Annotated in this window: 11 protein-coding genes and 1 other annotated feature; of the genes, 6 read left to right on the forward strand and 5 right to left on the reverse strand. The window is 40.1% G+C overall.

What is annotated here, in order from left to right; translation table 11 throughout:
• Positions 1-19: 19 nt before the first annotated feature.
• From MHI16_RS16225 to MHI16_RS16240, 4 genes are all read left to right on the forward strand, one after another.
• Complete coding sequence (locus MHI16_RS16225) at positions 20-1,354, forward strand: MFS transporter (protein ID WP_058013587.1); 1,335 nt, start codon at positions 20-22, stop codon at positions 1,352-1,354.
• A 276-nt stretch (positions 1,355-1,630) separates the two neighbouring features.
• Positions 1,631-2,614, forward strand: a complete 984-nt coding sequence (locus tag MHI16_RS16230; RefSeq protein WP_058013586.1) for a hypothetical protein — start codon at positions 1,631-1,633, stop codon at positions 2,612-2,614.
• A complete protein-coding gene (locus MHI16_RS16235) occupies positions 2,611-3,297 on the forward strand; it encodes a response regulator transcription factor (RefSeq protein WP_058013585.1) in 687 nt (228 codons plus the stop codon). Before MHI16_RS16230 ends, MHI16_RS16235 begins: the two co-directional genes overlap by 4 nt.
• On the forward strand, positions 3,294-4,709 hold the full coding sequence (locus MHI16_RS16240) for an ATP-binding protein (protein ID WP_058013584.1): 1,416 nt from the start codon (positions 3,294-3,296) through the stop codon (positions 4,707-4,709). The genes MHI16_RS16235 and MHI16_RS16240 overlap by 4 nt, the downstream gene beginning before the upstream one ends.
• Before the next feature lie 210 nt (positions 4,710-4,919).
• On the opposite strand, the gene MHI16_RS16245 is transcribed toward MHI16_RS16240, so the two are convergent.
• Both MHI16_RS16245 and MHI16_RS16250 read right to left on the reverse strand, forming a co-directional pair.
• Positions 4,920-6,269 carry an amino acid permease gene (locus tag MHI16_RS16245; RefSeq protein ID WP_058013583.1) on the reverse strand — a complete coding sequence of 450 codons (1,350 nt, stop codon included), beginning with the start codon at positions 6,267-6,269 and terminating at the stop codon, positions 4,920-4,922.
• A 76-nt stretch (positions 6,270-6,345) separates the two neighbouring features.
• Positions 6,346-6,570, reverse strand: a binding site (T-box leader).
• An 89-nt stretch (positions 6,571-6,659) separates the two neighbouring features.
• Positions 6,660-7,334 carry an NAD(P)H-dependent oxidoreductase gene (locus MHI16_RS16250; RefSeq protein ID WP_058013582.1) on the reverse strand — a complete coding sequence of 225 codons (675 nt, stop codon included), beginning with the start codon at positions 7,332-7,334 and terminating at the stop codon, positions 6,660-6,662.
• Between the two features lie 228 nt (positions 7,335-7,562).
• On the opposite strand from MHI16_RS16250, the gene MHI16_RS16255 reads away from it, so the two are divergent.
• Positions 7,563-7,928, forward strand: a complete 366-nt coding sequence (locus tag MHI16_RS16255) for a winged helix-turn-helix transcriptional regulator (RefSeq protein ID WP_058013581.1) — start codon at positions 7,563-7,565, stop codon at positions 7,926-7,928.
• A 9-nt stretch (positions 7,929-7,937) separates the two neighbouring features.
• On the opposite strand, the gene MHI16_RS16260 is transcribed toward MHI16_RS16255, so the two are convergent.
• From MHI16_RS16260 to MHI16_RS16270, 3 genes are all read right to left on the reverse strand, one after another.
• The gene (locus MHI16_RS16260) at positions 7,938-9,125 is read right to left on the reverse strand and encodes a PDZ domain-containing protein (RefSeq protein WP_058013580.1); all 1,188 of its coding nucleotides are present in this window, start codon (positions 9,123-9,125) and stop codon (positions 7,938-7,940) included.
• 68 nt (positions 9,126-9,193) lie between these two features.
• Positions 9,194-9,547: a swarming motility protein SwrAA gene (locus tag MHI16_RS16265; RefSeq protein ID WP_007500014.1), complete on the reverse strand. Its 354-nt coding sequence runs from the start codon at positions 9,545-9,547 to the stop codon at positions 9,194-9,196.
• A 344-nt stretch (positions 9,548-9,891) separates the two neighbouring features.
• Positions 9,892-11,340 carry a S41 family peptidase gene (locus tag MHI16_RS16270; protein WP_058013579.1) on the reverse strand — a complete coding sequence of 483 codons (1,449 nt, stop codon included), beginning with the start codon at positions 11,338-11,340 and terminating at the stop codon, positions 9,892-9,894.
• A 153-nt stretch (positions 11,341-11,493) separates the two neighbouring features.
• Here MHI16_RS16270 and MHI16_RS16275 point away from each other — a divergent pair, with 153 nt between their 5' ends.
• Positions 11,494-12,234 (forward strand): sulfite exporter TauE/SafE family protein, encoded by a 741-nt coding sequence (locus tag MHI16_RS16275; RefSeq protein ID WP_058013578.1) that lies wholly within the window; start codon positions 11,494-11,496, stop codon positions 12,232-12,234.
• The last annotated feature ends 41 nt before the right edge of the window (positions 12,235-12,275 follow it).

Here is a 12,275-nt window from a genome sequence, read left to right on the forward strand (position 1 = left end):
ACAAAAGGTGGTATACACATTGAAATTGCAAAAAGAGAGTTTGATCATCTATTCTTTGTTACTAGGAGCTATACTAGTTCCGGTCAACTCAACGATGATCGCAGTCGCTTTATCATCCATATCAACTTATTATGATCAATCCATTTCAAACATTACTTGGGTTGTCACGATTTATCTTATTGTCATGGCGGTCACCCAGCCTATCGCTGGTAAGTTGGGAGATATATATGGACACCGCCGTATGTATTTAACCGGAGTGACACTCTTTTTAATCGGCTCGATTGGCTGTGCTTTAGCACCTAATCTAGCATTTCTCATCATCTTTCGCTCCATTCAAGCAGCTGGTGGGGCCATATTAACACCGAATAGCATTGCTTTGATTCGTGCAACAGTCTCATCAGAAAAGCTATCTAAAACAATGGGTTACTTTGGATTTGGTGCTGGTATTGGTGCCGCACTTGGGCCTTTTATTGGATCAATTCTCATTCAGAGTTTTGATTGGCATTCCATATTCTTAGTGAATATCCCATTCCTATTTCTTACACTAGTCACCGGTGTTTTACTTATTCCAAAGATAAAGCATACACGTATACATGCAAAAGTAGATATGATAGGTTCATTGTATTTAACCATCGGAATTGCCACAGTCATTCTATGCTCAAAAAGCCAGCTACTAAATGAATATTTAATTTATGGCATTCTAGCATTGATTGTCATTCCTTTATTTTTTAGACATGTACGGAAAGTAAAGAATCCGATCATCGATTTGTCCCTATTTAAAAACAGTTCATTTACAAATGCGAATCTGTCGATCATGCTAAGTAATTTTGTGATGTATGCCATCCTTCTCATCATGCCACTGTTTATGGAACAACAACTTGCCCTTTCTCATACACAAAGCGGTATGATTCTATCGGTATTTTCTCTTTGTATGTCTCTTAGCGGTTTATTAGGCGCAAGACTCCATCCAAAAAAGGGCGCGAAAAAAATGATTCGCTTTTCATTTCTCTGCCTTACTTTATCAGGCATCATGTTAATTGCACTGAGTCAGTACCCAACCTTACCTCTGCTTATCGTGACACTAGTCGCAGGTGGAATTTCATCAGGGATTGGTATGACAAGTATGCAGATGGCTTCTTTAACAGCTGTTGATCAAAGTTTATCTGGTTCGGCCTCTGGTATTTTCTCAACCTTTCGATACTTTGGCAGTATCATTTCGTCGACATTGATTGGGATCATGAGTGGTTTCCAATCTTTATTTATTGTATTAATGGGCGCAGGAATCCTTGGCTTCCTTTTATCCCAACGCGTCAAAACGAAATCTACCTCCCCATCATCTGGGCATTCTGCCTAATGACTCCCTGCGCTCTATGTCGATTTAGAGCGGGGGAGTTTTTATTATTTTTATCACTGTAAGCTATAACAGGCACAGGAATCAAATATTGAAAATCCTTTTTTAAAGATGAAAAAAAACCATATGACTAGACAAAAAAGGAACTTTAAATCGAATTGTCCTCATTCATCCACCTAAAATCTGTTTTTCATCTCTTTCAGTATTGATAACTTCGATTTTTTTTCACAATTTTTGTGGTATGCTTTTTGAAAATAGAGGACACAAAGGAGCGGAAGAATGGAACGTGTAAAATATGTTTTGATCTATTTATCAGCTCTATTGTTATTCCTGTCAGGCTGTGGAAAAGACCAGCAATTTACTCCACCTGGCAGCTCTCAATCGATCGCGGTCATCTCTCAATTAAAAAAAGCCTCCTTTTCAATAGTTGATTTACAAAAGAATAAAATGATCTCTTCCGTTGATTTAAAACATCCGCTCACTGATCTTATCCAAATCAACAAAGACGTCATCATCGCAACTAGTAAAGAAGGAGAATCGCTGATCGAAATTAATTTAAAAAAAGGTACAGCAACAGATTATATGGATGTGAATAAAGGTCTGACTTCCCTTACATATGATGCAGCTTCTCACACCTTAATTGCAGCGGATTCACAGAAAAGTGTCGTTTATTTTATTGATACGCAGCGTAAAAAAATAAAAGCAACTGTAAAGACCGGAAAGTTACCTTCTTCTATGACACTTTCTCCGTCAGGTACTTTATTTGTTTTAAATGCAGAAAGTCATACTGTCTCTGTCATAGATGTTGAGAAGGAAAAACATATACGTACGTTCTCTGTACTTGAACGACCTTCTGGTATTCATTTTGATGGACAATCCATTTGGATCGGTGGTCACGGTAAACCAGGCACCTTAAATAAAAGCATTTTTGCTTACGACCCTAAAACAGGTAAAAAGCAGCGAGAAATAAAACTAGGCGTTATGCCTGTTGCATTCTTTTCAGAGAAAAACTCTTCTACTTTATATGTTCTTTGTCATGGAGATCATACGCTATACAAAGTAGATACAGAGACGAATAAGCAGCTTGCTTCTGTTGAAACTGGTCAAAATCCGAATTATATCACCGCTGATACCACATCAATATATGTGAGTAACTTAGATGACAATTCAGTATCAATTATCGATAAACATACATTCATGATGAAAAATCGACTGAATGTCTCATCAGGACCTTATGCTATCGTGTTGGAGGAAAAGAAATGAAAGAACAAATGCATATTTTAATCGTAGACGATGAGTTCGATATGCTTGAGTTAATCGGATCCTTCTTAAAAAGACAAGGCTTTCACATCATCACAGCTAATAATGGAATGGATGCCTTACGTCAGCTTGAAAAGGAACCCGTTGACCTTGTAGTACTAGATATCATGATGCCTGACATGGATGGATTTGAAGTCTGCCAGCGTATTCGGCAAACATCTCAAATCCCCATCTTATTCTTAACAGCTAGAAGTTATGAGGAGGATCGAATTAGAGGTTTAGAAATTGGTGCGGATGACTACATCATGAAGCCTTTCAGTCTACGTGAGCTTGCAGCAAGAATTGAAACAACTTTGAGACGAATTAGAGGTCTTTCGCTAAAGCGCAGCCGCATACAGTTTGATGACATGGAGATTGATCAGGATGGTAGACAAGTCTATATCCATCAGGAGCCCATTAATTTAACTAGAAGAGAATTCGATTTGCTCATGTTTCTTTTACTCAATCAAGGCCAAGTGTTTTCACGAGAACAGCTCTATCAAAAACTGTGGGAATCACATTCTACGAGCGGATCTTTACGAACAGTCGATACACATATCAAAACGCTGAGAATGAAATTAAAGGGAGCGGAACGGCATATAAAAACCGTTTGGGGTGTCGGCTATAAGTTTGAGGAGGAAGAATGAAGCCCTTATCTATTAAAAAGAAGGTGCTCTTCTTAATCCTTGTAGTGACCGGAATCGTTGCTGCCTCAGCTCTTGCCCTCACCTATTACTTATACCAGCACTTATATGTTGATAAACAGATTGATTCCTTAAGTTTACAAGGTAAAAAGCTGGCACAAATCTATCATAAACACGGGAAAGATACGTATTTTACCGATAGAATAAAATGGGCTAACGACTCGAGTCAGGCGAACATTATTTTTACAGATGATCCAATGGAGCTTTCCAGTGGTCTTCCTTTTGATACGAACACAAATGATAACCTCATCACGTTCAAGGAACGCCAAAAGCTCCTTCAAGGGGATACTGTCGTGTTGATTAGAGAACACTCTCAGTTTCATCAAGATATTCTTGGCATCGCCATCCCTGTTTTCTCAAACAAAGATGAGCTATCAGGGACAATTTTTCTATCCATGCCCTTATCGGATGTATATGAACCCTTTGTCCAAATCAGATTGACACTTGGCATATCTATTTTATTAATCCTGCTCCTGATTTTCTTTATCGGATATAAAAGCTCCAATAAAGTCGTTCTGACAATTAATCAGATGAAAGAAATTGCTATGGAAATGGAATCTGGTGATTTTTCAAAACGGATGGCTGTGACCAAAAACGGAGATGAGTTAAACCAATTGAGCCGCTCTTTTAACAAACTGTCTTCTACCCTTGAAAAAGTTGAGCAGCACCGCAGGGAATTTCTTGCGAATGTCTCTCACGAACTTCGGACTCCGCTAAGTTATATGAAAGGATATGCTGAAGGTATTGAAGAAGGGATCATTGATCAAAAAAAGGGAATGCACATCATCCAGGATGAGGCCGCACGTTTAAGCCGGCTTGTGCATGATCTTTTAGACCTTGCGCAGCTAGAAGGAGATTCTTATCCACTAACGATGGAGCCAATCGTCTTTGCTCAGCTGATTCATGACGTTCTTGATCAAATGGCATTTATCGCTAATCAAAAGGGCATTTATCTGAAACGGACACTTGATGAAGATTGTATTGTGTATGGCGATAGCGATCGGCTGCAACAAGTGATTCGTAATTTACTGGATAACGCCATTCATTACACTCCCTCTGGAAAATCGGTCTCGATTGAATTACTAGTTCACCAACATAAAGCTGAGTTGAGAGTGACAGATGAGGGCAACGGTATTCCAAAAGAAGACCTTCCACATGTTTCTGAGCGGTTTTACCGAGTAAATAAGGCGCGTACGAGAAAAGATGGCGGCTCAGGCCTTGGACTAGCTATTGTCTATCAAATCATGAAAAAACATCATGGCACGTTCGATATTCAATCTGAGACAGGATGCGGTTCGACAGCCATCATCCAGCTGCCACATACTCCAATCGATGAAGACCTGCCTACGATATAACCAAATAGACTTTGTAAGTAAGGTCATCCGTTTAATCCATATATACGCATCAGTCGCCTAAATTTGAACAGCTATTTTCAGCCCCTTTTTGATCATCTGCTTTTATGTATCAATTTCTTTCAAAAGGTGACTCGGTACTTTAGTTCAAACAATAAAACTACATTAAAAAAGCGTGCGAGACCTTCTTCAAAAGTCCTGCACGCTTTTAAATTAAACAGCTGTTTCAAACCGCTTTCTATTGATGAAGAAAGAAAGCGTGATGATGAGATAGATACCCATTGTGACCATGGTTTGGACAATTGGAGTCGTTGATACTACACCGATAAAAATGGCAATGATCGCAATGACAGAAAACCATGTCGTGAAAGGATACAGTTTGACCCGATATCCTTCTGGTGCTGCTACACTTCGAGACTTTAAATGCCCGACAGCAATAATAAACCAGATGAATAGGACTGTATAACTTAAAGATCCCATTAAATAATTAAAGGTTTGACTTCCTACAAAAAGAGAGATTAATACAGCTGCATACAAAGTAGATGTACATACTAGAATCGCTCTGACTGGCACCTGCTGTTTCGACAGCTTCGAAAAGCCCTTCCATACACGGCCATCCATTGCCTGTGTAAATAGTACCCTTGAAGAAGCATACAGACCAGAGTTCATAGAAGACAAGATCGCTAATAAAATAATCCCGTTCATGATATCACTTGCATATGGCACACCAATCGTTGCAAACACTGTGACGAATGGGCTCACTTGTTCATTGTTTACTTGATTCCAAGGAATTAAGCTGACGATGATGAAGAACGGAAGTACATAAAAACCGATGATTCGTACAAATGTACTTTGAATGGCTTTTGGGATGACTTTTTCAGGGTTTTTCGTTTCTGCTAATGTAACCCCAATCATTTCAGTTCCGCCATATGAATACACGACCACCAGCATTGCCGCAATTAAGCCGCCCGTTCCATTTGGGAAAAATCCTCCGTGGTCGGTTAAGTTGGATAATCCCGGTGCTGCATGCTGTCCGAATGAGACAAACAGCATCGTTAACCCGATGATAATAAATAAAAGAATGACAGCAATTTTAATAGAAGCTAACCAGTACTCTGTCTCAGCAAACATTTTGACTGAACAAACATTGATCAATGTCACAACAAGTGAAATGATTAACACAAGTGTCCAAATCGGTACTTGTGGGAACCAGTACTGAATAAAGATGGCAGACACGATCGCTTCTGCTGCAATGTTCAACACCCACATTTTCCAATAGATCCAGTCTAAGAAATAGGCGGGGTATTTGCCTAACACAGGTTCAATTAAATCACGGAATGTTCTAGCGCCAGGTCGTGCAACTGTCATTTCGGCAAGTCCTTGCATAATAAATAATAAAATAAGACCACCAATCATATATGCCAAAATGACAGCAGGACCTGCGATATCAATGGCAGAACTGCTTCCTTTAAACAGACCAGCACCGATGGCTCCTCCAAGTGCGAGCATCATGATATGCCTTGACGTCATTGTTCGTTTTAACTGTACATGTTCCTTTTCCATTTTCTATAGCTCCTTTAAATTTGAATCTTCAGACAAATATAAGATAAAAGCATATAAAAAAGGCCAGTCATCTCCTTGAAGAGACGACTGACCTTTCAACCGCGTTACCACTCTTATTGACTCAGACATAGCTGAATCCAACTTGAAACCCGATAACGGAGGTCACACGTAAAGACTTACTATTCATTCAGTCTTACCGCTCCTTGAGCGAGTTCAATGATTCGTTTTACTGCGTTGCACCAACCCGCAGCTCTCTTAGAAAACGGATATTCATTTACTATTCTCAAGTCAAAGCGTTTATAGTCAATTTGTCTATTTATCAAAGATTTTATTTTTTAAATATACTGACTAACCACGCAATTGTCAACAGCCTTTTTCCGACATTTCCTTTTAACGAATCCAAACGGCTACTTCATCCATTGGACGACGCGTTTTTCCGCGCCTTGGCTCAACGACTCGATACCCAAAGGCAGCCATGACAGAGATGTCGTACTGACCATCTTCAAGTAATCCTTCTTCCTCAAGCATACGATGAATTTCATCGTAGCTGAATCCCTCAACAGGGCATGAATCAATGCCGATTTGTGCCGCAGCTGTCATCATATTTCCAAGGGCAATATACGTTTGTTTGGAAGCCCAATCGAAGAGCGTACGGTCAGTTTCCATCAAATGAAGATCATTCTCTTGGAATTGTTTGTAGCGTTCTTTTACCATCTCAAACGTTTCGTCTGTCATTCCTTTGATTTCCTTATTGATGTATTCTGCATATGGTGAATCATACCGGGCGTCTGGTCTTGCCAAAATGATCACAAAATGGCTGGCAGTTGGCAGCTGCTTTTGCGCACCCCATGTATATTCTTTTAATTTCTCTCTAAATGCTTCATTTTGAACGACGAGGAACTTCCAAGGCTCAAATCCGACAGAGCTTGGGGAAAGTCTTCCTGTCTCTAAAATGAACGCAAAATCATCTTCTGGAATCTTTTTCGCCGGGTCAAACTCTTTTGTCGCATGACGGAATTCATACGCCTCAATGATTTCTTTTTTTAATCGCTCTTTGTCTCGCATGGTATTCATCCTTTCTAGTGAACGGTTAGGGTGTGAAGTTTCACCAATCCAATTTCTTTCCATTCCCATATAGAAATTGTTATGATAAGAAAACAAACAACCCGATGTGTGATGTGATATCTCTATGGTAAAAGAAAAGCTTCCTTTGATTCAAGTACGCACATTTTTGTTCGTTAGGTACAATCATGTTCGTTTATCACCCATTTCGTCTTAGAAAGGAGCGTAAAGATGAGTGCACCATCCAATCCAGTCAGTATTGTCAATCATGGCTGTCCCGTTTCAACCACCTCGAGTGTAATAGGAGGAAAATGGAAAGGAGTGATCCTTTATCATTTGACTTGCGGTCCAAAACGATACAATGAATTACGCCGGCTTCTGCCAAGAATTTCTCAGCGTGTTCTTACGCTGCAATTGCGTGAACTAGAACAAGACGGCATTGTTCACAGAGAAGTCTATGAGGAGGTCCCTCCTCGTGTCGAATATTCACTCACTTCTCTAGGAGATACGTTAAAGCCTATTATCTTCGCTATGCGTGAATGGGGCGAATCCTATGGAAAAGAAGCGCGCCCAAAAGAAAAAAGCTGCCATCTCTAGCAGCTTTTTTTATGATGAAATCGCCGTTGATTCTTGCTGTGGATCATCCTTTACAAACAGGATGCCAAGCTGATGATGCTCCCCTTCGTAAGAAGCGCGTTTCTCAAACCTTGTCTGACCATTCAAGCCAATGATCTCAAGCTTTGTCAGAGCACGATTGGTTTGAAGGGCTTCGTAAAATTCCGAAACGGTTTTGACTTCAATTCCATTCACCTTTGTAATGACTTCTCCGATCTCAAGCTTTAAATCAGCTGCAGGGGTATTCGGAATGATTCCTAGCACCATTAGCCCCTGATTACGCTTAGAGAAGTAGAATGGAGCCGCATTGTCGTTGACTCGCTGTTTCCATGAAAGGAAAGCTCTACCGGCAATCGCTATTAATACAGCACCCCATGCAATCGGCTCAAACCAAATACTTGCAGCACCTAGTAAAGCAACAGCAAGTCCTAGCATGAGAATACGCCGAGCTGTAATTTGAATGCTCACAATTGGCAGCGATCCTTGAATCCGCTGCCCGAAACCGATGATGTATGGAATCAAAATAAAAGAAAAGCTTTGATCGTGTACTTGAAGCACCGGCCACCATGGCAGAGAAGAAGTAAATTCACCTGCCGGCATCAGCAAAACAAGCGGTAAAAGCCACAGACGGTTTGCCCGCTGCTGGCCAATCAAAAGTCCTCTCGCACTCATCACCATTGCAGGCGATGTTCGTAAATGCGCCGTTCGATAGGCTAGAATCCCCTCGGTCATTAATAAAAGACCTAGCAGAATGACAACGGCTGATGCATTCATCATTGAGAGCTGCGGCAGCCATGAATGGCTCACTTGGACATACAATAGTCCAAGTGCCGCAATAAAACTGAAACCGAGTGTGTATGCAGACGAAAGCGCACTCGCCTTAAAGAATAAAGAGCAAACGATGGTCATCGCTGCAATCAGCACGATGAATCCAGGCGGGAGGGCAATCCCTAAGCCTACTGAAATAATGGATAGGCAAATTCCTAGAATCCATCCCTTTGAATATGTAAATTTAAGTTCATCGTATACATCTTCTATTCTTGTTTGAAACGCTTTTCTCTCCCGCTTTACGCGGATGTAGCCATGTAACAGGCTGATTAATATCATGAAATAAAAAAGAGGGTGGATTAAAAACAGACCGACCGCTTTTAATCCAGCTCCCATCCACTCCGAGCTCATTATCGTTCACCGCCCAAGTCAAGCATTTTCTCTTATTCTATCAAATAAATCGATGCTTGACACCAGGTTTATTTCTCCTGATTCATCCAAAGTGTGACATTCGACAGTGAAAAATCTTTTAAGTAGTGATTGACATCTACATCTAGTATGCCGCCGAGCAGCTGCATCGACCTCTTGATGTCGGTTAAGTTTATACCAAGTCTCTTATGATTATCCATTAAATAATTGAAGTATATCTCAGCACAGTCTTCATCGATTTCGTCGACTGATTCTACCGTTGTGTAATTGACCAAGTACCTGCTCAACAGCATGAGCAGACTTAATGCCTTTGTAGCGGAAAACGTCACATCTTTCGTACGACTCTTAAGCTCCTCTACCAACTCGTAATATTTTTTCTCTCTCACAATACTTGCCCTTTTCAATTGTGTACCCCCATTTACTAGTTCTTTTAAGAAAAGCGCAAACCTCGGTACAGCTTAATGCTCAAGCTGAATATCCGCAAAAAATAAAATATTTAAAATGAGTGCTACTTTATATTGTAAGAATTATTTATGTAACATACAACTTTCAAAAGTTTCATTTTCATGACATGTTTAAATCAACAGAAAGTCTCTTATATAAATATGTTATCGGGTAAAATCGGAGGAATGTTATGTTTTTTGTAAAATAAATGAATATATTTCTCGATATAATTTATTTTTAAGAATAAACTATTACATGTTTGTGACACTTATGAACCAAAAAAAAGAGGCATTTATTCGCCTCTTTATTTTTTAAGATATAGTGCTTTTAGTGCAGTCTGCAGTTGAAGATCATTTTTTTCATAGGATTTCACTTCATCCACCATTTTGTTCATCATTTTCGCTGTCTTCAGATCAATTACACCTGATTTATTAAGATTGTATGTGCTTTGGAAGGCTAATACCGCCTTTTTCGTTTCTTCATCAAAGTAGCCATCTACTCTGCCGGGGTCGAATGACAAGCCCTTTAATAGCGTCTGTGCTTGTCTCACTTCTTCATTGTTCATATCAAGCTGAAGAGGTTCTTTCAGCTGAAGCGGACCTACAGTAAAGTAATCTGGCTGATGAATCGCAATGGTCGGTACGACACCTTTTTTGTGAATCCAATTCCCTTTTGGCGTGAGCCATTTATACAACGTTAATTTAATGTTACTGCCGTCACCCATTGGAACCGCCTGCTGCACAGTGCCTTTGCCAAAGGAGACATCACCGACAACTTCATATTTTCCGGCTTCTTTCATAGCACCTGCAAGTATTTCAGAAGCGGATGCACTGCCTTTATCAATTAAGACATTAACTGGGTAAGACTTCTGTTCCTTCCGCTTTGAAAAATATCGTTTCCTGTCGCCGTTCCGTTCTGCAATTTGAATATATGGCTGATCCTTTGTAATAAAGTGCTTTAAAATGTCTTCTACACTTTGCAGATAGCCGCCAGGGTTTCCTCTCACATCAAGCACAAGGCCTTCTATGCCCTTTTTCTCGAGCTGTTTCAGGCTTGACGTGAAATCCTTCGCAGTATCTTCTGAAAAGCTTGAGATCGCGATATAGCCTGTTTTATGTCCATTTACCTCTTTCACAGAGGAAGTCACGGTTTCAAGCGGGATTTCTTCTCGTTTGATTTGGAAGGTTAACTCTTTTTCAATCCCATTTCGTCTGATTTTCAGAGCGACGGATGTTCCTTTTTTCCCTCTTATTTTTAGTACAGCATCGTTTAAGCTTTTTTCTTTCATCGACTCACCATCAATGCTGATGATTTCATCTTTCGGCTTTAGGCCTGCTTTTGCTGCGGGGGATTTTTTAAAGGCAGAGACGATAATGATTTTTCCTTCATCCATCCCCACTTCTGCCCCAATTCCCTCAAAAGAAGAATCAAGCGAATCAGAAAATTGCTTGGCAGTTTGCTTGTCCATGTATACTGAATATGGATCATTTAAAGTTGAAAGCATTCCTTGAATAGCGCCTTCAAGCAGCTTTTGGCGATCCACTTCCTCTACATATTCATTCGAAATAAGGTCATAGGCTTTCTCAATTTTCTCCATCCCATTCTCTTTCGCCTTATCACTTGATTGAGCTTGTCCAGCCATTGCAGCAGCTGCTTGCGGTGACTCCGCATGAGTTCCCTCTTTATGCGTCATCACCCCTGCACTAATTAATAGAACGACACTTGCCATAATAGATGCGATTTGTTTTTTCATATTTGGCCTCCTTCTTCAACTCTTCCTGATGACCTGAGTTATTATATGCCAGAAGAAGGGATTTCATGTAAAGACATTCTGCCGCGAAGGCTTGACTAATTATTTTATTAGGTGTAATTTTTATTTTGTTATGATCGAGAAGGAGTCTTCGCTATGTATATTATATTGACGATGCTATTATTAGGAATTTTATTAGGATTTGTAGGAGCAGGCGGGGCTGGTTTTGTCATCGCATTGCTTACGTTAATTTTTGATATCCCTATCCATACCGCACTTGGGACGTCTTTAGCCGCAATGGCATTTACGACGTTATCAGGTGCATACAGCCACTACAGGGAAGGGAATATTCAGCTGAAATCTGGTTTGATTGTCGGAGCTTTGGCTTGTGTGGCTTCCTTTGCAGGAGCTAAGATTGCTCCTTTTATTCCAGAAGGAAATCTGCACTATTTAACAGCCGGAATGCTCTTTTTATCCGCTGTGTTTATGATGATCAAATTATTTGTTCTGAAGGAAGAAGCTGAGCAGCAGCCGCTTTCTTCACGTCAGCTGCTTATAAGGGGTATTATTTTAGGACTTGTATCTGGATTGCTGTCAGGTATGTTTGGTATCGGGTCCGCACCATTTATCCAAGTAGGACTTTTGATTTTACTGAGACTTTCCATTCGGCAGGCAGTTGGCACGACGATGCTTGTCATTATTCCGATTTCCATCGGTGGTGGAATTGGATATATTACAGAGGGCTATGTTGATTTTATCTTACTCATTCAAATTTTAATCGGAACAGTATTAGGGGCTTATATTGGCGCAAAATTCACACGTCTTGCACCGAAGCTTTTATTAAAATCGGCTGTACTGCTAACACCTATTATTGCCGGTATACTGCTGTTATTTTAATTTTATTTAGAATAAAAAAAGCCGATAACATGATGTTATCG

The organism is Bacillus sp. FSL K6-0923, from assembly GCF_038630825.1.
Lineage (GTDB): Bacteria > Bacillota > Bacilli > Bacillales > Bacillaceae > Bacillus > Bacillus pumilus.